Annotated in this window: 15 protein-coding genes; 8 read left to right on the forward strand and 7 right to left on the reverse strand. The window is 74.5% G+C overall.

Features of this window, described 5'->3' with window-relative positions; all coding sequences use genetic code 11:
• Positions 1-239: 239 nt before the first annotated feature.
• The 6 genes from ACN20G_RS30060 to ACN20G_RS30085 all read right to left on the reverse strand — a co-directional run bounded on the left by ACN20G_RS30060 (position 240) and on the right by ACN20G_RS30085 (position 9402).
• Positions 240-1688, reverse strand: a complete 1449-nt coding sequence (locus ACN20G_RS30060) for a recombinase family protein (protein WP_424216383.1) — start codon at positions 1686-1688, stop codon at positions 240-242.
• A 206-nt stretch (positions 1689-1894) separates the two neighbouring features.
• Entirely contained in the window at positions 1895-2704 is an 810-nt protein-coding gene (locus ACN20G_RS30065) for an ECF transporter S component (RefSeq protein WP_424216384.1), read from the reverse strand.
• Positions 2701-4350, reverse strand: a complete 1650-nt coding sequence (locus tag ACN20G_RS30070) for an ABC transporter ATP-binding protein (RefSeq protein ID WP_424216385.1) — start codon at positions 4348-4350, stop codon at positions 2701-2703. Before ACN20G_RS30070 ends, ACN20G_RS30065 begins: the two co-directional genes overlap by 4 nt.
• Positions 4347-5525, reverse strand: coding sequence for an energy-coupling factor transporter transmembrane component T (locus ACN20G_RS30075; RefSeq protein ID WP_424216386.1), 1179 nt, complete (start codon positions 5523-5525; stop codon positions 4347-4349). The genes ACN20G_RS30070 and ACN20G_RS30075 overlap by 4 nt, the downstream gene beginning before the upstream one ends.
• Positions 5526-5536: 11 nt before the next feature.
• Entirely contained in the window at positions 5537-6553 is a 1017-nt protein-coding gene (locus ACN20G_RS30080) for a hypothetical protein (protein ID WP_424216387.1), read from the reverse strand.
• Entirely contained in the window at positions 6550-9402 is a 2853-nt protein-coding gene (locus ACN20G_RS30085) for a prenyltransferase/squalene oxidase repeat-containing protein (protein WP_424216388.1), read from the reverse strand. Before ACN20G_RS30085 ends, ACN20G_RS30080 begins: the two co-directional genes overlap by 4 nt.
• A gap of 574 nt (positions 9403-9976) precedes the next feature.
• On the opposite strand from ACN20G_RS30085, the gene ACN20G_RS30090 reads away from it, so the two are divergent.
• Complete coding sequence (locus ACN20G_RS30090; protein WP_424216389.1) at positions 9977-11395, forward strand: hypothetical protein; 1419 nt, start codon at positions 9977-9979, stop codon at positions 11393-11395.
• 322 nt (positions 11396-11717) lie between these two features.
• Positions 11718-12554: an SAM hydroxide adenosyltransferase gene (locus ACN20G_RS30095; protein WP_424216390.1), complete on the forward strand. Its 837-nt coding sequence runs from the start codon at positions 11718-11720 to the stop codon at positions 12552-12554.
• Positions 12555-12585: 31 nt separating this feature from the next.
• Here ACN20G_RS30095 and ACN20G_RS30100 read toward each other — a convergent pair whose 3' ends face one another.
• Complete coding sequence (locus ACN20G_RS30100; protein ID WP_424216391.1) at positions 12586-13665, reverse strand: hypothetical protein; 1080 nt, start codon at positions 13663-13665, stop codon at positions 12586-12588.
• 323 nt (positions 13666-13988) lie between these two features.
• Between ACN20G_RS30100 and ACN20G_RS30105 the strand changes: the two genes are divergently transcribed.
• The 6 genes from ACN20G_RS30105 to ACN20G_RS30130 all read left to right on the forward strand — a co-directional run bounded on the left by ACN20G_RS30105 (position 13989) and on the right by ACN20G_RS30130 (position 20958).
• Complete coding sequence (locus ACN20G_RS30105; protein ID WP_424216392.1) at positions 13989-15107, forward strand: nucleoside hydrolase; 1119 nt, start codon at positions 13989-13991, stop codon at positions 15105-15107.
• Positions 15108-15206: 99 nt separating this feature from the next.
• A complete protein-coding gene (locus ACN20G_RS30110; protein ID WP_424216393.1) occupies positions 15207-16334 on the forward strand; it encodes a LacI family DNA-binding transcriptional regulator in 1128 nt (375 codons plus the stop codon).
• Positions 16331-17338 (forward strand): ribokinase, encoded by a 1008-nt coding sequence (locus ACN20G_RS30115; protein WP_424216394.1) that lies wholly within the window; start codon positions 16331-16333, stop codon positions 17336-17338. The genes ACN20G_RS30110 and ACN20G_RS30115 overlap by 4 nt, the downstream gene beginning before the upstream one ends.
• A gap of 44 nt (positions 17339-17382) precedes the next feature.
• Positions 17383-18384 carry a sugar ABC transporter substrate-binding protein gene (locus tag ACN20G_RS30120; RefSeq protein ID WP_424216395.1) on the forward strand — a complete coding sequence of 334 codons (1002 nt, stop codon included), beginning with the start codon at positions 17383-17385 and terminating at the stop codon, positions 18382-18384.
• Between the two features lie 13 nt (positions 18385-18397).
• On the forward strand, positions 18398-19936 hold the full coding sequence (locus ACN20G_RS30125) for a sugar ABC transporter ATP-binding protein (protein WP_424216396.1): 1539 nt from the start codon (positions 18398-18400) through the stop codon (positions 19934-19936).
• The gene (locus tag ACN20G_RS30130) at positions 19933-20958 is read left to right on the forward strand and encodes an ABC transporter permease (RefSeq protein ID WP_424216397.1); all 1026 of its coding nucleotides are present in this window, start codon (positions 19933-19935) and stop codon (positions 20956-20958) included. The genes ACN20G_RS30125 and ACN20G_RS30130 overlap by 4 nt, the downstream gene beginning before the upstream one ends.
• The last annotated feature ends 51 nt before the right edge of the window (positions 20959-21009 follow it).

Here is a 21009-nt window from a genome sequence, read left to right on the forward strand (position 1 = left end):
TTCCGGCGGCTTGCGTTTCCCACTCTAGCAGACTACCTAAGCAGTGCAGTCCGAAAAGAAAGGCTGCCCTCTCCCGCAGGAGGGGGCGTTGTCGTCGGAAGCCGGTCGGCGAAGCGGTACCCCTCGTGGGGTTTCTTCGGGCGGCTTGTCCTGTTGACGTCTTCGACTTTACATAGTCGATCTAAGCAGTGCAACCTGAGAGGATAAGCCAAAGGCCCCCTTTCGGGGGGCCTTTGGTCCTAGCGCTTCTTGGGCATACCCAACACCTTCCAGCGCTCCCACTGAGACGGAGCAACCACCCGGTACCGGCCGGACGTGAACTGTCCCTTCTCTTGCGCGGGCACGCGCGGGTCTACCACAAGATAGAAGTTGATGCGCCTAAGCTCGTCGCCCTTCTCTAGGCGAGTCGCATTGGCCCAGAAGTCCGTATAGCTCTTCCCGGTCGAAGTCCAAGTCTCCTTGTCCGGGATGATCGGGTCTGCTTCAAGCGCTTTGACCCTTTCTCTGAGCTTGTCGCGCCTAGACATGTAGGCGTCAAGATCATCGTCCCAGTCTCCGTCTTCGCGAGACTGCCTAAGCCGCTTAAGCCGGTCCTTGAGCTCTTGAATCTCTTCCCGGTTGTCCTGTCCCGGAGTCACTTCAAGCTCATGGATCTCAACCCCCGACCCGAAGAGACGCATGTAGTCGTCAAGCACGGACCAAATCTCTTCTTGTCTGATGCCCTGTAGTGGGCATTTCTTGTTCATGCATCGGTAGCGATATGGGGTGCCCTTGCGTCCTCTGTGTCGGTTGTTGTTCTTCCCGCACCCGATACACACGATCACGCGGATAAGCTCTGTGCGGTCTGACCGGTTCCGGGGAACGTACTTAGCCTTCTTGGCGTCGGTGACCTTCTTAAGCGCCCGGTAGGTTCGCTCGGAGATAAGCGGTACGGCCTTCTGGACCGGCATACCGTCTTCCCCAATGACTTCGTCACCCTTGTGCACTGCCCTGCCTCTGAGTGCCGGACTAGTCACGATGTACTGAATCGTTGCGGCTACCCAGTGCTTACCCCACTTAGGTGTGGGCACTTCGTCTTCGTTGAGCCGGTTAGCGATGGCCTCGTAGGAGAGTCCCGCGATGACTTCCGCCACGATGCCTTGAACGATGGCGGATTCTTCCGGGTGCGGCTCAAGGTAATAGTTTCCCTTAGTGCCGGTAACCTGATAGCCGTAAGGGACCACTCCGCCGTGATAGCGGCCCGCCAGACGGGCGCGCTCGTGAGAGTCTTGGTTACGCTCTTGGATAGCGTCCCACTCCCAAGAGCCGACCATGGCCATCATCTCGACTCGTTGACGGCCGGCCTTCGTGCGGGTGTCGTCTCCTTGAGCGGAGATAAGGAACTTACCGTTGGCGGTAAGCCACTCCAAGAACAGGTAGATGTCAACGGGTCGACGGGTAAGTCGGTCAATCTTCTGGACCGCAATACCGTCAAACAGGTTCGGCTTCTTAATCCACGGGCCTAGTTCCGGGCGGTCGAAGATCCTGACTTCGCGGCCGGATACGTCCCGGTCTCGCGTCATGTGTACGAGGGTGGCCCCGGTACTGAGGATGACGCGCTGAACGTCGTTGTCTTGCCCCTCGAAGGAGTCTGAGTGCTCCCTGAGCTTGGACTCGCGAAGAGCCCCCAGGAGTCGCGTCGTGGCCATGCTTCGAAGATCCCTCCCAACCGTGCACCCCGCATCTCGGGGTTGCAAGTCGGGTAGGGAAAGCGACCGGGTTCCCTCTTGCGACGCATCCCGCCTGGCGGACGGGGCGAACCAGCTGCGCCGCCCACCCTAGGCCCGGCCCGCCCGATCGGCGCTCCGATTCCGGCATTCGGACTATGAGTTGGGACACAGGAGGGACGCGCGGATCACGCCGCCGGCGCGTCCGGGAAGGACACCAGGGCCTCGAAGCGGGCCTTGCGGGCGGCGCGGCGGAAGACCGTGAGGACCGCCGGGCCGGCGAGGGTGACGCAGACGAAGTTGGTGACGGCGCGGCCGGTGTCCCAGCCCAGCGAGGTGGCCAGGTCGAAGGCGAGGTAGCGCCGGAACTGCTCGGTGAAGGGCAGGCCGGGCAGGTAGGCGATGGAGCTGTTCGGGTCCAGGGAGAAGGGCCAGAAGGACAGGTTGAGGAGGAACCCGAAGAGGTAGCCGGAGAGGGACCCGTAGACCGCGAGCATCAGCACCTCCCACCGGCCGCGCGCCCGGGGCAGCAGCCCGGCCAGCATCCCGACGAAGGCGCAGCCGAACATCTGGTACGGCATCCAGGGCCCGACCCCGCCCGTGATCAGCGCGGACGCGAACAGGGAGGTGCAGCCCAGGGTGAACCCGAAGCCCGGCCCGTACACCCGGCCGGCGAGCACCAGGACGAAGAAGACCGTCTCGATGCCGGCGGTGCCCGCGCCGAGCGGTCGGAGGGCCGCGTTCACGGCGGAGAGCACGCCGAGCATGGCGAGGGCCTTGGAGGTGATGCCGCCCTCGGCGATCTCGGAGATCACCACGCACAGCACGATCACGAGCAGCACCCCGAAGATCAGCGGTGGGGCGTAGTGGGAGCCGAACTTCCCCGGGGCGACGACGAACGGCCAGAAGAAGGCCACCAACCCGAGGAACGCCGCCAGAGCGATGACCAGGCCGGCCCGGGGCCCGATGCTCACGGCCGCGGTCGGGCGCACGCTCACGCCCCCTCCCGGTCGGCCGCGGCCGCGAGGGCCCGCGCCGTCTGGTCCGGGGTGAGGAACGGCAGCGGCGCGAGGATCTTCGCGGTCTGCGGGGCGAAGGTCGGCGAGGCCACGATGACCTCGGGCGTCGGCCCGTCCGCCACGATCTCCCCCTCGGCCATCACCAGGACCCGGTCGGCGGCCCGGGCCGTGAACTCCACGTCGTGCGTGGAGACCACGACGGCCCGGCCCTCGGCCGCCAACGCGTCCACGATCCGGATCAGTTCCTCCTTGGCCCGGTAGTCCAGGCCCCGGGTCGGCTCGTCCAGGAGCAGCACGCGCGGGGCGGCGGAGAGCTGGACGGCCAGGACCAGGGCGAGTTTCTGCCCCTCGGACAGGTCCCGGGGGTGGGTCCCGTCCGGGATGCCCGGGGCCAGCCGGTCCAGGATCGCGCGGGCCGTGCCCCGCGCCGCGACCTCGGACTCGGCGTCGGCCTGGTCGAGTTCCTGCCGCACGGATTCGAGGTAGAGCAGGTCGGTGGGGGTCTGCGGGACCAGTCCGACGAGCCGGCGGGCCCGGGCCGCGCCCAGGGCCCGGGGGTCCTCGCCCCGGCCCGCGTCCCCGCCGACCCGCACGGCGCCGGCCGTGCGGGGCCCGGAGCCCTGGAGGGCCCACAGCAGCGAGGACTTGCCGGAGCCGTTGCGGCCCATGAGCGCCGTGACCTCCCCCGCGCACAGGGTGAGGTCCACCTCGCGGACGGCGGGCACGCCCCGGTAGGTGACGGTGACCCCCTTCGCGGTGAGCGCCGCGGGACGATCCGTCGCGGGCGCGGGGCGGGCCGGGGGCGGGGTGGTGTCGGCGAGCCGGGCGCGCAGCGGGGCGGCGGCGCGGCGGGCGTCACGGATCGACAGGGGCAGCGGGGACCACCCGGCCGTCCGGCCGAGTTCCACGATCGGCGGGGCGATGCCGGCGGTCGCGAACACCTCGGCGGGCGGCCCGTCCACCACCCGTCCGTCCCCGGGCAGGTACAGCACCCGGTCGGCGTACTGCACCACGCGCTCCAGGCGGTGTTCGGCGAGCAGGACGGTGACGCCGAGGTCGTGCACGAGCCGGGTCACGGCGGCCAGCACCTCCTCGGCGGCCGTCGGGTCCAGGGCCGAGGTCGGTTCGTCCAGCACGAGGATCCGGGGGTGGGCGGTGAGGACGGAGCCGATGGCCACGCGCTGCTGCTGCCCGCCGGAGAGCTCGTGCAGGGCCCGGTACCGCAGGTCGGCCAGGCCCAGCAGGTCCAGGGTCTCCTCCACCCGCTTGCGCATGGTCGCGGCGGGCACCGCCAACTGCTCCATGGTGTAGGCGAGTTCCTCCTCGACGGTGTCGGTGACGAAGCCGTCGAGGGGGTCCTGGCCGACCACGCCGACCACGTCGGCCAGCTCGCGCGGCGGGTGGTGCGCGGTGTCGCGCCCGTCCACCAGCACCCTGCCGCGCAGGGTGCCGCCGGTGAAGTGCGGGACGAGCCCGTTGACGGCGCCGAGGAGGGTGGACTTGCCGACGCCGGTGTGCCCGACCACGAGGCAGAGTTCACCCTCCTCCACGGTCAGGTCCACGTCCCGCAGGACCGGCTCCGTCCCGTCCTCGTAGTCGACGGTGACGCGGTCGAACGTGATCACGCGGGTTCCTCGGGGTCGTCGGGACGGGCGGGGACGGGGGGCCGCGGCGGCGGCGCGATCAGACCGGCGGCCCCGGCCAACAGGATCGCGAGGGTCGGGACCCGCGGCAGGGTCGGCCAGGCCAGGGGGTACAGGGTCGGGTTGAGTTCCGCCGCGTCGAATCCCGCGCCGAGGAACAGCAGCACGGCCGCCGCGATCCCGCAGCCGGCCACCGCCCACTCCGGCGCCCGCCACGGATCGGGCCGGTAGGCGGTGCGCGTCACGCGCCGGCCCCCGACGCGCAGCCCCGCCACGCAGAGCAGCGCGCCCACGCCCATCGCGGGCAGGCCGAGCGGTCGCGGGGCGCTCGCGTCCAGCAGCCCGTACGCCCCGGCGCACAGGCCGCACATGCCCGAGAGCATGAGCGCGCCGGTGATCCGCCGGGAGCGCGGGGTGGCCCGACCCGCGCGCCCGTAGCCGCGCGAGTCCATGGCGGCGGCCAGCCGCAGCGACCGCTCCAGGGCGTCCTCCAGCACGGGGACGACGATCCCGCGCAGCGTGCGCAGGCCCTTGGTGCGGCCGGCGCGGAGTTTGCGGGCGCGGTGCACGCGTTGGACGCTCTGCACGAGTTGGGGGGCGACGCTGAGGGAGACGGTGACGGCCACGCCCAGTTCGTGGAGGGCACCGGGCAGGACCCGCAGGGCGCGTTTGGGGTTGGCGAGGGTGTTGGCGGCGCCGACGCAGCACAGCATGCACGCCAGGCGCAGTCCGTCGATGGCGGCCGAGAGGAGCGCTTCGAGGGAGACGGGCCCGCCGATCTCGATGCCGGCGTACCAGTCTGGGGTGGGCACGTGCGGGAGGGAGAAGAGGAAGTGGTCGTGGGGGGTGATCCCGGTGGCGAACACGGCCCGGAACACGACCCGGATCGCGATGACGGTGAGCGCCAGGTACAGGTAGTACACGAAGCCCCGGGCCCAGGGGGCCTCGGTGCGGCGCAGGGTGATCACGAAGCCGAGGACGGCCAGGACCAGCAGGAGCAGCAGCGGGTTGTTGGTGCGGCTGACGGCGGTGGCCAGGGCGAGGGCCCACAGCCACCAGGCCACGGGGTGCAGGACGCGCGGCAGCCGGCGGCCGGCCCCGAGGCGTGCGGGAGGGTCCGCCGGCGGGCGCGCCGGGACGCGGGTGGTGGCGCTCACGGGGTCGGCGGTCACTCGGCTCGGCGCCGGCGGTGGGCGACGAGGGCCGCGACGGTCCCGAGGGCGAGCACGAGAGCGCCGGTGGCCAGGGCCCCGGTGAGGGTGCCGGTGTCGTGTTCGGCGTCGGCGGCGGGCGCCGCGTCCACCACCTTCGGGCCGGCCCCGGCGGCGAGGGCCGGCCCGGACCCGGTGGGGCTCGGCGCGGCGCTCGACGCGCCCGGGGCCGGGGCGCTCGTGGAGGCCGACGCGGACGGGGCCGTCGACGGGTCGGGGCCGGCGCTCGACGGCGGGGCGCTCGCGGTCGGGGGGCTCGCGGGCGGGGTGGCCTCGACGGGCGGCGGGGTCCGCGGGTGCTCGGGGCGGGGGCCGGTGTTCGTGCCCGGGGGCGGCGGGGGCGCCGTGCGGGTGTCCTGGGGCGCCGGGCCGCCGACGGGGGCGGCGTTGTGGGCGCGCAGCTGGTCGGGGGTGAGGGTGGGCTTGCCCCGGGTGCCCTCGATGTCGGTGGCGCCGAAGATCCACAGGTCGACGCTGCCGGGGTTGGGCTTGTAGAGCATGGCGCCGAGTTGGCTGTAGGACCAGGTGTTCTGTCCCGGGTCGGCGTGCCAGTACGACCAGTAGGCGGTGGCGGGCGGGGTGAGCACGCAGTCGTCCTGGTCGGGCGGCGGGAACTGCCGGCCGCCCTCGTGGCCGCTGTAGCCGATCCGGCAGATGAACGCGGGGCCGTCGTGCCCGGTGCCCGTGGTGCGCCAGCCGCCCTGGTTGAGGAGTTCGAAGCCGGTGGTGGGGGTGGAGCCGCAGGACCGCAGGACGGGGCCGCCCCAGCGGCTGAAGTCCACGGCGAGCACGGCGCCCGAGGTGGTGGTGCACTGGCCGATGGGCAGCGGCGCGGCGTGCGCGGGGGCGGCGGCGGTCAGGGCGGGGCCGAGGGTCAGCGCGGCGGTGAGGCCGAGAGCCGCGCCGAGACGGGCGCCCGCGCGGCCGGCCCGGCCGCGCGGGCGCGTGGGCGTGGGCGTGGGTGTGCGGTTCATCGTGCCGTCTCCTTCTCGTCGGTGCCCGGGCCCGCGGCGGGGGTGGCGCGCCGGCGGGTCGCGACGAGCACGGCGCCGCCGGCGGCCAGGAGCAGGGCCGCCAGGGCGGCGACGAGGGTCACCTGCGTTCCGGTGGAGGCGAGGGGGCCGCCGCCGCCCGTGCCGCCGGTGGAACTGCCGCCCGTGGAACCGGTCGTGGAGCCGCTCGTGGAACCTCCCGACGAACCACCCGACGAACCGCCGCCCGTGCCAGCGGTGTCGCCGGGGGTGACGATCGGCGGGGTGGAGGGCTTGGGGCTCTGGCCCGGGTCGGGGTCCGGTCCGGGGTCGGCCGGTGGGGGCGTGGCCTTGCTGATGTCGCGGCTGAGGGCGGCGAAGGAGATGCCGGTGCTGCCGCCCAGGGCCTGGGTGGAGGCGCGGACGTCCGAGCCCGGTTGGGCGTCGACGGCGACGGGGAAGCCGCCGTCCGCGTTCTGGTGCGCGGCGAGGAACTTCCGGGCCTTGGCGATGGGGCCGGCCTGTTCGGCGCCGGCCAGGGAGAGGCCCTGCACGGCGAGGGCGGCGCTGTTGACGGAGTTGCCGGAGGCCCCGGGGAACCCGCCGTCGGCCTGCTGCCGGCCGGCGAGCCAGGTGACGGCCTTGGCGGCGGCGGCCTTCGCGGCCGGGTCCTCGGACGCGGCGGCGGCCATGGCGGCCATGGCGGTGGAGTCGACCTCGGAGTCGCCGGGCGTGGGCGGGATGATGCTGGGCCAGGAGCCGTCGGTGTTCTGGAGGGACAGCAGGTATCCGAGGGGTGCGGCGGCGGCGGTCGTCTCCCCGGCGCGGAGTTGGGCGATCAGGCCGAGGGACTGCTTGAACACGCTGCTCGCGTGCCGGTAGTTGCCCCGGGCCGCGCAGCTGCGGTCGGGGGCCGCGGACTTCTCGGCGCAGGTGACGTCGGCGAGGGCCTTGATCAGGTCGTGGCCGCCGAAGGCGCGCGGGTCGTGGCGGACGGCCTGGGCGAGCAGGGCCGTCTTGCCGATCGAGCCGCCGGCCGCGTACGGGGTGCCGATCATGGTGTAGTCGTCGATGCCGCGGCCCTCGGAGTCCTTGCCGCCCTTCTCGACGAATTCGACGATCGCGGCGAGGTGGTCGTCGTCGGTGCCGGTGGCGGCCAGGGCGTAGGCGCCGTCGATGGTGAGGCCGAAGTCGGCGCGTCCGGTGCCCCGGTTCTCGCCCTCGTAGTAGCGGGCCTTGATCAGGTTCTTCCGGTCGGTCAGGAAGGCGGTGCCCTTGGCCAGGTTCGGGCCCTCGCCGGGCGGGCCGGTCGGCGGGGTGACGGGCGGTGCGGGTTTGGCGGTGAGGGCGACGATGTCGGTGTCGGCGGCCGTGATCACGACGCCGGTGGTGGCGTACAGGTTGGAGCCGCCGCCGTCGTCCTTCTCGAACGGGAACCCGCCGTCCTCCTGTTGCTGCGCGGCCGTCCAACTCGCGGCGGCCTTGGCCCGCGCGCCCTGGCCCAGGGAGCGCAGGGCCTGGACGGCCCACGCGGTCGAGGAGGGGTTGCCGGCGGTCGGGTAGGAGGCGGAGGCGTAGGAGCCGTCGGCCTGTTGGTGCCCGGCGAGCCAGGTGCGCGCGGCCTTGAGGGCCTCGGGGTCGCCGCCGGCCGTCTTGAGGGCGAGGGTGAGCAGGCCGGTCGCGGCGGGTTCGCTCTCGCACTCGCCGGCGCGGAGCAGGATGCTCGTGAAGCCGCCGTCCTCGCACTGGAGGGAGGCCAGCCGGCGCACGACGGAACTCGGCGGGGTGACGCCGCCGTTGACGAGGGCGATCACGGCGAGGGCGTGGCCCTCGGCCTGGAAGGTGCTGCGGATGTCGCCCTCGGTCAGGCAGTCCTGGGGGGTGCCGGCCTGGCCGGGGACGCCGCACACGTGGTCGGTGAGGTCCTTGAGGAGGTCCCGGCCGCCGACGGCACGCGGATCGCGTTCCAGGGCCTCGGCCAGCAGGGCGAGCCGGGCCGCGGCGGTGGCGTCCGGGGCCTTGGCGGGGCCTTCGGGGAACAGGTACGCGGTGACGCGTTCGGGGGTGCCGACGAAGTCGGCGATCTCGCGGGCCGCCGGGCTCTTGCGGTCGACGGCGGCCAGGGCCAACGCGGTGTCCACGGTGAGCTGGTACCGGACCCCGCCCTCGCCGTCGTCGACGTGCGTGCCGTCCTCGGTGAGCTGCTTCGTCAGGTACCCGACGGCCTTGTCCACCTTCGCGGCGGCCGGCGGCACGTTCGGGACCGGCGGGTCCTTCGGGTCGGTGGGCAGGGCCCCGGCCCGCACGTCGTCGGGGGTGAAGGACGGGCCGCCCTTCGTGCCGCCGATGTCGGTGGCGCCGAACACCCACGCGTCCACGTCCCCCGGGCGCAGGGTGCGGGACATCGCCCCGTACTGGCTGTACTTCCACTTCTTCTGGCCCGGGGAGGCCACCCAGTACGACCAGTAGGCGTTCGCCCCCGGGGTGTCCCGGCATGCCTCGCGGTCCGGGGTCGGGTACTGGGTGCCGTCCTTGAGGCCGATCCGGCACAGGAAGGCCGGGCCGTCGTGGACGGTGCCGGTGGTGACGAACCCGGCGTCCCGCAGCAGTTCGAAGCCGGTGGTGGGCGAGGCGTCGCAGCCGCGTTCCAGTTTCCCGCCGAACGGGCCGAAGTCCACGGCCACCACCGCGCCCTTGGTGGCCGTACAGGCCGACATCGGGTCGGCGTTCGCCGGGGGCGCGGGCAGGAGGGCGGCGGCCAGGGCCGTGAGGGCGGCGAGCACGGTGGGCACGAGGGCGCGCGCCCGGGGCCTTCTCCGCGTGCCTCGTCCGGTGTCCGTCTCGGTGTCCACCCGCTGCCCCTCGGTCCCCGGGCCGGACGGACGGCGGCGTGGCGCGGCCCCGCGGGCCGTGGGCACGGCGTCGTCGGGGCGGTACGACCACGCCGTAGTCCGCGACGGCGCCTTGCGTTCGTGTGACGTCGGCTCCCGGTGGTCCGGCTCGCCCCGCCCGGGGGGGCGTGGGCCTACGGTTGCGGGTCAGCGCCGGAGTTCGACCGGCTTCCCCTGGAGCTGAGTGCTGTTCAGCGGTGATGGAACACGCATTCGTTCGGGCCGTCAAGGTGGCCTGCGTCTCACCTGCGGGGACGCCCGGTCGGGGTTTCGGAGGGGAATGGCGCGCGGGCGTCCGCTGGGGTAGCGTCCGGCACTGCGCACGGGGGAACACCGGTGAGAGGCCGGGGCTGACGCGCAACGGTGTGGCGCGACGCGGAGTCGTGCCGAGCCCGAATGCCCGTGCGAGAAGGCTTCACAGGTAGCCGAATCCACGCGATCTCGGACGGCGGCCCGCGCATTCGAAGGCCCGCCGCGCGCTCGCGGAGCGGGGCCGGGTCGCGGCCGGCGTCCCCCGACCCCAGGAGCACACGCCATGCCCCGACCGCGCACCCCCCTGCCCCGGATCCTCGCGCCAGCCGTCCTCGGCGCCCTCGCGCTCACGACCCTCGCCGCCGTCCCGGCCGGCGCCACCTCCACGCCCGGCCAGATCGCCACGTCGAGGACGAACGGCGTCGCCTACCTCAAGTCCCTTCAGGCGGCGGACGGTTCGTACGCCGGGTCGGGCCTGTCCAACGAGTGGGCGTTCAGCGCGTTCGCGACCGCCGGCACGGCCGTCGTCGACGTGTACCCCGGCGGGGACACCACGAAGAACGCGCGCACCGTCTACCGGAACCTGCTGTCGACGGCGGCCTGGCCCTCGGCCTCCCCGGTCGTCACCGACTACGAGCGCGGCACCCTCAACGCGTACGCCGCCGGCATCGACCCGGCGCGCGTCTCCGCCTCCCGCAACCTGATCGCCGACACGTACGCCTTCTGGCAGACCGCCGAGCCCGGCTACTTCGGGCCCTCCGGGAACTTCAACGGCACCGTGTTCGCCTCCCTCGCCCTGCACGGCGCGAAGACCCAGGCCGGCGGCAAGCGGATACCGCAGGCGCTCACCGACGCCCTCGTCGCCCGGATCCGCGCCAACCAGCACAACGACGGCGGCTGGCAGTACGGCAAGGCCGAGGGCAATCCGACCGCCCTCGCGCAGCCCGGCGACGTGGACATGACGGGCGCGGCGATGGCGGCGCTGTGCGTGGCCGGCGTGCCGAACACCGACGCCGACGTCGTCCAGGCGAAGAACTTCCTCAAGGGCACCCTCGCCCCGGGCACCGGCGCGTTCAACTCCCTCTACGGGGTCAACACCAGCTCCAACGGGTGGGGCGTGGCCGGCCTGAACGCGTGCGGGTTCAACCCCCAGGGCGCCGATTTCACCACCACCCCGGGCAAGACCCCGATCGACTTCCTGCTCGCCAACCAGTACAACCCGGCCGGCGGGTTCAAGTACAAGCCCGCCGACACCGCGCCCTCGGCGTACGCCTCGATCGACGCGCTGCGGGCGGTGGCGGGCGGCGGGTTCACGGCCGCCCCGCCGGTGCCGGTGACGGCGGGGGCCCCGCAGTGGGTCGCGCAGTCCGCGTTCACGGCCGGGACCGCGACGAGGCTGGCCCTGACGGTGGACGACGGCGCCGGCGGCCTGAAGGTGTGCTCCGTGTCGATCACGCCCACCGCCGGGACCACCACCCTGGGCGCGGTCCTGGACGCGGCCGGCTCCGGTTCGGTGCCCGCGTCCTGCGTGAACTCGGTGGCCCCGACCACCGCGACCGGGACGATCACCTCGGTGAACGGCAAGGTCAACAGCGGGTCGAACACGTGGAAGGTGTCGGTGGACGGATCCGCGTTCGCGGGCGCCGCCCGCGAGAAGGTGATCTCGGCGGGTGACACGATCGCCCTGCGCTGGGGCGCCTGACCTGGCCGGAAGCGGGGCGGGCGCGGCCGGCGGGCGGAGCGGATCTGTTCATTCCGTGGACGGATGTCCGCTTCGGTCTCGGTGGGTGCTACCGTCCCTGCCATGCAGCGCACCGCCCACCTCGCCATGATGCGAATGACGCCCCCGACCTCGGAGGCGCTTCGCTAGCGAAGCCGCGTGCGCACAGGATGCGACGGACCCTCCGAATCGGAGGGTCCGTTTTTTCGTCCCCGGGACCGGTCGCCTCCGGCCGCCGCCCACCCGGACCAGCCGCCCCCCACTCCGAGCCCGCCCTGACCCGACAGAAGGCGAAGAACCCGCCATGACCCCTACCCCGGTCGTCTCGCTCACCGACTGCGCCGACCCCAACGCCCTGGCCCGGCAGTCCGCCCGGATCGCCACCCTCTTCGGCGCGACGCCGACCGTGCTGCCGCTGGGCGGCCCGGACCCGGAGGGGGCCGCGGCCCTCACCCTGCTCGACGTGCTGCGTTCCACCGAGCTGATCGGGGGGCCGGGCCGGCCCGTGGTGATCCTGGTCAACATCGCGCCGCGTGACGGGCACTGGCCCAACGGTGTGCCGTTCTGTTGGTTCCGGCACGGGGAGCACCTCGTGGTCAGCACCCTGAGCAGCCGAGTGCTGGGGGTGCTCGCCAAGCACGTGGGCCTGGAGAAGGTGCACGTCACCGACGTGCGGGAGGTCATGGAGGCCGCGGCGGCCGGGTGGGCGACGCTGTCGGCGGCCGAGGTCGAGGAGGTCGTGCGGACCCAGTTCCGGAGCCTGTGGTACGTGCCGCTGCTGGCCCGCTGGCTGACCGACGGCCGCCCGGTGCCGGCCGTGCCGACGGCGGTGGAGCTGCCGGCGGCGCGGGAGCCGCGGATCGCGGTCGTCGACAATTTCGGCAACTGCAAGCTGGACCTGCCGGCGGCCGACCTGCCCGGATACGGGGAGGGCGCGGAGCTGACCGTCCACGACCGGCGCACCGGCCGGCCGGTGCGGGTGCGCTGTTACGACCGGCTCCCGGACGTGCCGCTGGGCGAGCCCGGGGTCACCGTCGGCAGCTCGGGGATCGGTTTCGCGGAGCTCGTGGTCCGGGGCGGTTCGGCCGCCGAGCTCTTCGGCCTGCGCCAGGGCGACCCGGTGTTCCGCCCCGCCGACTGAGCCCGTCCCGCGCCCGCGCCCGCCCCGCCCGTCAGCGCCGGCCGGCCCCGCGCACGGCCTTCTCCCGCCAGTGGCAGTACGCGGCCGCCGGATCGGTCCAGGAGGTCCAGGGGGCGGCGGCCACGAAGCCGTCGACCCGCCGGAAATGGGCCACGGCCTCCTCGTACCGGCCCTGTCGGGTGAGGAAGTAGGCCAGCAGGTGGTGCATCGAGGCCGTGCCGGGGGAGCCGGGGACGGCCGCCGCCAGGTCCGCGCCGGCCGCGTCCACGAGCGCCCGCAGTTCAGGGGTGCGGTGGACGGCGGTCTTGGCCTCCTCGCCGCCGGTCAGGTACCAGGCGAGCAGCGGGAGCCGGGCGAGCAGGGCGCCGGGCGGGGCCGCCGCCGCGGCCTCCCGCGCGAAGGACCGGGCCTGCTCCCGCGAGCCGTGCCAGCGCGGCAGCAGGTAGGTGAGGAACGCGGCGTGCGCGCCGAGGTGGTGCGGGTCGCGGGCCACGGCCCCCTCGAACAGGGCGCGCGCCTCCTCGTACGGGGCGTTCGTGCCCATGGCCGTGGCCAGCTCGGCGACGAACGGGGTCGGGTCGCCGGGGTTCGCGGCCCGCGCCGCCGCGTGGTGCGCGGGGGCCTGGGCCAGGGCGGCGAAGAAGCCGGCGAAGCGATCGGGGCCGGTGTCCTTGGCCCAGCCGCCGCCCCGGTGGTGCCAGGCCAGGTCCACGACGGCGGCGGCCCGGACCAGGGCCACGTCCGGGTGGTCCGCCCCCGCCTGCGCCTCCCAGGCCCGCAGCCAACCGTCCGGCTCCAAGGCCCGGTGGGAGACGAGGCCGCCGAGCACGCGGCCCCGCGCGCCCCAGTCCCGCCGCTCACGGGTCTCGGCGAGCAGCCGGGCCGCCGGTCCCCAGTCGCCGCGCCCCGTGGCGAGGAGGGCGTGGTCGAGGGCCGGTTCGGGCGCGGCGTGCAGGGTGTTGAGCCGCTCCCGGGGCACGAACCCGGCGGCCTCGGCCCGGCCGCGCCGGCCGGCCTTCGGCTCGGCGGGGCCGGCGTACTTGCGGTAGAAGACCGTGCACAGCAGGCCCACGACCCCGAAGACGAGCACCCGGATCAGGTCGAGGTCCACGGTTCACGCACCGCCCGACGGGGTCCGGGCGGTCCGCGGGGCGGGACGGGGCGGGGTCGCGCCGGGACGCGGCGCGGGCGGGTGGAGCGGCATGGGGACGGTGCGCTTTCGACGGAGGGAACACGGGGGCGTGGGGGTGTCGCGGGGGGTGTCGCGCGGGGGGACGGGGCATCATCGCCCGAGCCCCGCCCGCCTCGCAAACGAGTTCGGATCCGCTCGCGCGCCGGTCCGGCCCGCCCGGTGTCCCGCTTCTTGCCGTTGCCCCGGTTGCCTTCGATACTCGCGCGCCCCGCCACCGCGCGGGTCCCCCTCGGAGGTCCGCCATGCCCCGTGCCCGACTCCTGTTCTCCTGCCTCCTCGCCGGCGCCCTCGCCGTGCCCTGGCCGGCCGGCGCCGCCGCGCACCGCCCGGTCGACGCCGGGGACCGGGCCGTGCACCAGGTGATCCTGGACGCCGACATGGGCGAGTTGAACGACGACGCGGTGACCATGTTCATGCTCGCCAAATCCCCCCGGGTGAACCTGCTGGGCGTGACCACCACGGCCGGGAACACCTGGGCGGAGGAGGGCACCGCGTACGCGCTGCGGCAGCTCGAACTGATCGGGCGTCCCGAGGTGCCGGTGGCCCAAGGACCCGGTGAGGCGCTCATGCCGGGCCGGTCCGAGCGGTTGGCGGCGGAGAACGCGCTGTTCGGCCGGGCCCCGTGGGCCGGGGCCCTGGACACCCCGCGCCCGCCGGCCTGGGACCGGCTCGCCAGGCCCCCGCACGGCGGCTACCCGCGCACCCGGCCGGACCGGTTGAACGCCGTCGAGTTCATCGTGGACCGGGTGCGCCACAACCCCGGCCGGATCACGTTCATCGCGGCCGGGCCCGCCACCAACCTGGCGCTCGCGGTCCGCGCGCACCCCGAGATCGTGCCGCTGTTCAAGGAGGTGGTGTACATGGGCGGGTCCTTCGACCGGCCCGGGAACGTCACGCCGGCCGCCGAGTTCAACTGGTGGTTCGACCCGGAGGCGGCGCGGATCGCGGTGCGGACCCCGTTCCGCCGGCAGACGGTCGTCCCCGACGACGCCGCCCACCACGTGGTGTGGACGAAACGGGAGTACGACCGGCTGGTCGCCGGGCCGCGGACCCCGATCAAGCGCCTGTTCCGGGAGCTCCAGGGCCCGGTGTTCGCGAAGGACCCCGGCCACACCACCCTGGTGTGGGACGCGTTGACGGCCGCCGTGCTCCTCGATCCGGCCGTCGCGGTCCGTCCCGAGGAGCGGTACGTGGACGTGGACGCGGTGTTCGGGCCCGACTACGGGCGCGCGATCGGCTACCGGCTCGACGAGTTCGACGCCCCGCGCAATCCGGCCGGCACCCGGCGGGCCACCGTCGTCACCGCCGTGGACCCGGCCCGGTTCTGGCCGCTGTACCTCGATCTGCTGCGCCGGCCCTGACACGTGTCGTCGGGGGTCTTGTGGTTGCCCCGGTTGCTTCCCATACTCCGTCCGCGTCGAGGGGCAACACGAGTTGCCAATTCGAGTGGGGAGTCGACGATGGCGACACGACAGGACGTGGCACGGCTGGCGGGCACCTCCCCGTCGGTCGTGAGCTACGTGCTCAACAACGGCCCCCGCTCGGTGGCCCCCGCCACCCGGGAGCGGGTGCTGGCGGCGGTCCGGGAGCTGGACTACCGGCCCAACGCGGTGGCCCGTTCACTGCGGATGAACCAGACCATGACCCTGGGCCTGGTCGTCCCGGACGCCGCCAACCCCTTCTTCGCCGAACTGGCCCGCTCCCTGGAGGACCACGCCTGGTCCGCCGGCTACACCCTCCTCGTCGGCAACTCCACCGACGACCCGGGCCGCGAGGCCGGGTACGTGCGGACCTTCGTGGACCGGCAGGTGGACGGGCTGATCCTGATCCCGGCGCGCGGGGACCGGACCTGGCGGGCCGAGACCGCCCGGGCCGGGGTGCCGAGTCTGGTGCTGGACCGCGAGCTGATCGGCCCGGACGGCGGCGCGGGCTCGGGCACGGGCCCCACCGGCGGGGTCAGCCACGTCGTGGTCGACAACGCGGGCGGGGCGCGGGCCGCCACCGAGCACCTGTTGGCGCACGGGCGGCGGCGGGTGGGCTGCGTGGCCGGTCCGCTGGGCCTGCACCCGACCGTGGACCGGGTGGTGGGGTGGCGGACGGCGCTGGAGGCGGCCGGGCTGCGCGCGGGCAGCGGTTCGGGGGGCGCGACCGGCTGGCAGGCGTGCCCACCGGACGCGGCCCCGTTGCTGCACGGCCGCTTCGGGCGGCTCGACGGCTACCGCTCGGGGCGGGCCCTGCTGCGGGCGGACCGGGCGGTGGACGCCCTGTTCGTCACCTCGGACGAGCAGGCGTTCGGGGTGCTGCGGGCCGCCGCCGAGCTCGGCATCCGGGTCCCCGAGGACCTGGCCGTCATCGCGTTCGACGGGATCGCCGCCGGCGCCTACACCCACCCTGCCCTGTCCACCCTGGTCCAGCCCTTCGACCTGCTGGCCCGCACGGCGGTGCGACGGCTGCTGGAACGGGTCCGCGACCCGGACCTCCCGGCCACCCGCGACGTGCTGCCCGTGACCCTGCTGCCCCGGGGCACCTGCGGCTGCCCCGACCCCGAGGGCGGCGCCCCCGACGCACGGGAAGAGGTGACCCGATGATCCCGGGGCGCGCACGAGACCCCCGGCACGGCCCGCGCGCGGGGCAGGGGCGGGTGCTCGTGGTCGGCAGTCTGAACGTGGACCTGTCCGTGGCCGTGCCCCGGCTGCCCGCCCCCGGCGAGACGGTCGCCGGCGCGGACGTGGTGCGCGGCGCCGGCGGCAAGGGCGCCAACCAGGCCGTCGCGGCGGCCCGGTTGGGCGGGACCGTGCACATGGTCGGCCTGGTCGGGGACGACGACCTGGGCGCGGAGCTGCGGGCCCGGCTCGCCGCCGAGGGCGTGGACGAGACGGCCGTGGCCACGAGCACGGGCGCCGCCAGCGGGCTCGCGCTGATCGTCGTGGACGCGGCCGGCGAGAACACCATCACCCTCTCCCCCGGCGCCAACCGCCGCCTGGACCCGGCCGCGTTGACCGGGCTGCTGGGGCTCCTCGACCCGCTGGGGCCCGGGGACACCGTGCTGGCGCAACTGGAGGTGCCGGTGGGCACGGTGACCGCGGCCCTCCGGGCGGCCCGGGCGGCGGGCGCCCGCACCCTCCTCAACGCGGCCCCGCCGCCGGCCGCGCCCCTGCCCGCCGAGCTGCGGGCCGCCGTGGACCTGCTCGTCGTCAACGAGACCGAGGCCGCCGCCCTGGGCACCCCCCGGCCGGGTCCCGGGCCGCGCGACCCGGCCGGGTGGGCGCGGCGGGCGCTGGAGCTGCGGGCCCTGGGGCCGGCCGGGGTCGTGATCACCCTGGGCGCGGCCGGCGCGGTCGCGGCCGGGCCCGGCGAGGACCCCGTGCACGTGCCCGGGTTCCCGGTGCGGGCCGTGGACACGGTCGGGGCGGGGGACGCGTTCTGCGCCGAACTCGCCCTGGCCGTCGGGGTCGAACGGACCCTGGCCGGGGCGGTCCGGCGGGCCTGCGCGGCCGGGGCGCTGGCCACCACCCGGCCCGGGGCGCAGGCCGCGCTGCCCACGAGGGCCGAGGTGGACGCGCTGCTCGCGGCCGGCGCGCCGCCCCGTTGAACCCGTCGCGTCGAAATCCGCTTCCCTTCTCCCGAGGAGTTCCCGTGCGTCACCACTCGTCCCCCCGCTCCGCCCGTTCCGTCCTGTTCGGCTCGGGGGTGGCCCTCGCGCTGGGCGCCCTGCTCACCGGCTGCGGCCAGGAGGGCGGTGCGGCGGCCGGTCCGGCCGGCTCCGGGGCCGTGAAGTCCCCCGGTGGCCGGCCCACCGTCTGCCTGATCATGAAGAGCCTGGGCAACGAGTACTTCCAGACCATGCGCGAGGGCGCCGAGGCGCACGCGAAGAAGCGCGCCGACCTCGACCTCGTGGCGAGCGGCATCCAGAACGAGACCGACGTCGACGGGCAGGTGGCCGCCGTCAACCGCTGCGTCACCGAGGGAGCCGAGGCCCTCGTGATCGCCCCCGCCGACTCCCGGGCCCTGGTCGCCCCGCTGGTGCGGGCCGCGAAGTCCGGGGTCAAGGTCGTCAACATCGACGTGAAGCTGGACGAGGACGCGCTGCGGGCCGCCGGACAGGCCGTGCCCTTCGTCGGCCCCGACAACACCGAGGGCGCCCGGCTCTCGGGCGAGGCCCTCGCGAAATCCCTCGGCAAGGGGGCGAAGGTCGTGCTGCTGGAGGGCAATCCGGGGGCGGCCAACGCCGCGCAGCGCAAGGCCGGTTTCGAGGCGGCGGCGAAGGCCGGGGGCCTGGAGCTGGTCGACTCCAAGACCGCGCACTGGGAGACCGACGAGGCGTACACGGTGGTCGGCAACTGGCTGACCGCCCACCCCGACGTGCGCGGGATCATGGCCTCCAACGACTCGATGGCGCTGGGCGCAGTGAAGGCCGTGCAGGGCCGCAAGGCGGACGTGCGGATCGTGGGCTTCGACGACATCGAGGCGATCCGACCGTACGTGAAGGACGGCACGGTCCTGGCCACCGTCGACCAGTACGCCGCCGACCAGGCATCGCACGGCATCGACGCGGCGATGCGGGCGATCGCGGGCGAGAGCCCCGAGCCGTGGGTGAAGACCCCGATCAAGCTGGTCACCGCCGGCGACCTCGGCTGACCGGGGCGCCCCCGTGAACCCCGTGACCCCCGCCGCCCCCGTGTTCGAGGCCGTCGGGCTCGGCAAGCGCTTCCCCGGCGTCCTCGCCCTGGACGGGGTCTCGCTGAGCCTGCGCCCCGGCGAGACCCACGCGCTGCTCGGCGAGAACGGCGCCGGCAAGTCCACCCTCGTGCGGATCCTGGCCGGCGTCCACGCCCCCGACGCCGGCGCCATGCGGCTGGCCGGCGTCCCGTACGCCCCGCGCGACCCGGGCGCCGCGATCCGCGCCGGCGTGCGCGTCGTGCACCAGGAGCTCAGTCCGCTGCCGGGACTGACCGTGGCCGAGAACCTGCTGTTCGGCCGGCTACCCCGACGCCGGGGCCTGGTGGACCGGCGCGCCCTGAATCGCCGGGCCGCCGAACTCCTCGCGGAGATCGGCCTGGCCGACCTGGCGCCCACCACCCCCGTGGACCGGCTCGGCATCGCCCACCTGCAACTCCTGGAGATCGCGCGCGCCATGTCCCGGGAGTGCGCGGTCCTCGTGCTGGACGAGCCGACCGCCACCCTCACCCCCCGCGAGACGGAGCGGCTGTTCGCCCTGGTCCGCCGGGTCACCGCGCGCGGCACCGCCGTGCTGTTCATCTCGCACCACCTCGCCGAGGTCTTCGCCGCGTGCGAGCGGATGACCGTGCTGCTCGGCGGCCGGCACGTCGTCACCCGCGACCTGGCCGGGGTCACCACCGCCGAGGTGATCCGCCTCATGGTGGGCCGGGACCTCGCCGAGGAGTACCCGCCGTACGTGCCCGTCCCGCCCGGCCCGGAGCTGCTGCGGGTCACCGGGCTCACCGCCCCCGGCGGCCGACCGGCCTCGTTCGCGCTGCGCGCCGGGGAGGTGGTCGGGGTGGCCGGGCTGGTCGGCTCGGGCCGCACCGAGACGGTCCGCGCCCTGTTCGGCGCGGACCGGGCGGTCTCCGGCGAGGTGCGGGTGGCGGGCCGCCCGGTGCGGATCCGCTCGCCCCGGGACGCCGTCCGGCACGGCATCGGGCTGCTGACGGAGGACCGCAAGGCCCAGGGGCTGGTCCCGGACCGGTCGGTCGCGGCGAACCTGTCGCTGGCCTCGCTGCGGGCCGTGTCCCGGGCCGGGTTCCTGCGCCGGCGGGCCGAGGAGCGGGCCGCGCGGGACACGGTCGCGGACCTGGGCGTCCGCACCCCCGGCGTGCACGCCCCGGTGGGCACCCTCTCGGGCGGCAACCAGCAGAAGGTGCTGCTCGGGCGGTGGCTGCGGGCCGAGTCCCGGGTGCTGATCGTGGACGAGCCGACCAGGGGCGTCGACGTGGGCGCCCGGCACGAGATCCACGGCCGGCTGCGCGAGCTGGCGGCCCGCGGCCGGGGCCTGCTCGTGGTCTCCTCCGATCTGCCGGAACTGCTGGGGATCTGCGACCGGATCCTGGTCTTCTCCCGGGGCGGGCCGGTGGGCGAGGTGCCGCGCGCCGAGTTCGACGCCTCGCGGATCCTCGCGCTCGCCTACTCCGCGTGGACCACTCCCCCCTCGACGAAGGGTGACACCCCGTGACCTCCCTCTCCCCCGTCCGCCCCGCGCCCTCCCGGGCCCGCGCCGCCGTGACCGGTCCGCTGCGCGCGGTCCTCGGCGAGGCCGGGATCGGCGTGGCCCTGGTCCTCCTCGTGCTCGTGTTCACGCTCGCCGCGCCCCGGTTCGCGACCTCGGCCAACCTCACCCACATCGCGACCGAGATCACCCTGAACACGATGCTCGCGGTGGGCATGACCTTCGTGATCCTCGTGGGCGGCATCGACCTGTCGGTGGGGGCGGTGCTGGCGCTGGCGGCGGTGGTCTCGGGGGAGGTGCTGACGGCGGGCTCGCTGTCGACGGGCACGGCCGCGGCCCTGGCCGTGCTCGTGGCGGGCGCGGTGGGCATGGCCTGCGGGCTGGTCAACGGGTACGTGTCGGAGCGGTGGCGGGTGCCGTCGTTCATCGTGACCCTCGGCATGTTGAACGTGGCCCGGGGCGCGGCGCTGGAGTACACCGACGGGCGGACCCTGTACGCGTTCCCGACGGGCTTCACCCGGTTCGGGACGGCCACGTTCCTGGGGGTGCCGGCGCTGTTCTGGGTGGCGCTGGCGATGGTGGCGGTCGGGCACGTGGTGCTGACCCGTACGGTGTTCGGGCGGCTGGTGGTCGCGATCGGCGGGAACGAGGAGGCGGTGCGGCTGTCGGGGCACCGGACGCGGCCGGTGAAGGTGGCGGTGTTCGTGATCGCGGGCCTGGCGGTGGGGGTCGCGGCGATCACGTACATGGCGCGGCTGGGGGTGGCGGGTCCGATCGTCGGGGCGGGCTACGAGTTGAACGCGATCGCGGCGGTGGTCATCGGCGGGGCCTCGCTGTCCGGGGGCAAGGGCTCGATGATCGGGACGCTGTTGGGGGCGTGTCTGTTGGGGGTGCTGACCAACGGGCTGTTGCTGTCGGGGGTGTCGGACTTCCAGCGGCAGATCGTGACGGGCGCGGTGATCATCGTGGCGGTGGTCCTGGACCACTACCGCGCGGCCCTGGGGCGGCGGCTGGGCCCGGGGGGCTGAACCGCGCGGGTCGGGCGCGGCGCGCGGCCGGGGGGCGCGGGCGGCGTGGGA

It is taken from the genome of Streptomyces dryopteridis (genome assembly GCF_049606955.1).
Lineage (GTDB): Bacteria > Actinomycetota > Actinomycetes > Streptomycetales > Streptomycetaceae > Streptomyces.

Coding starts and splice junctions, on each gene's coding strand:
- ACN20G_RS30095 (WP_424216390.1), top strand. CDS start 11,718: ATGACCCCTACCCCGGTCGTCTCGCTCACCGACTGCGCCGACCCCAAC.
- ACN20G_RS30080 (WP_424216387.1), bottom strand. CDS start 6,553: ATGAACCGCACACCCACGCCCACGCCCACGCGCCCGCGCGGCCGGGCC.
- ACN20G_RS30115 (WP_424216394.1), top strand. CDS start 16,331: ATGATCCCGGGGCGCGCACGAGACCCCCGGCACGGCCCGCGCGCGGGG.
- ACN20G_RS30090 (WP_424216389.1), top strand. CDS start 9,977: ATGCCCCGACCGCGCACCCCCCTGCCCCGGATCCTCGCGCCAGCCGTC.
- ACN20G_RS30110 (WP_424216393.1), top strand. CDS start 15,207: ATGGCGACACGACAGGACGTGGCACGGCTGGCGGGCACCTCCCCGTCG.
- ACN20G_RS30105 (WP_424216392.1), top strand. CDS start 13,989: ATGCCCCGTGCCCGACTCCTGTTCTCCTGCCTCCTCGCCGGCGCCCTC.
- ACN20G_RS30060 (WP_424216383.1), bottom strand. CDS start 1,688: ATGGCCACGACGCGACTCCTGGGGGCTCTTCGCGAGTCCAAGCTCAGG.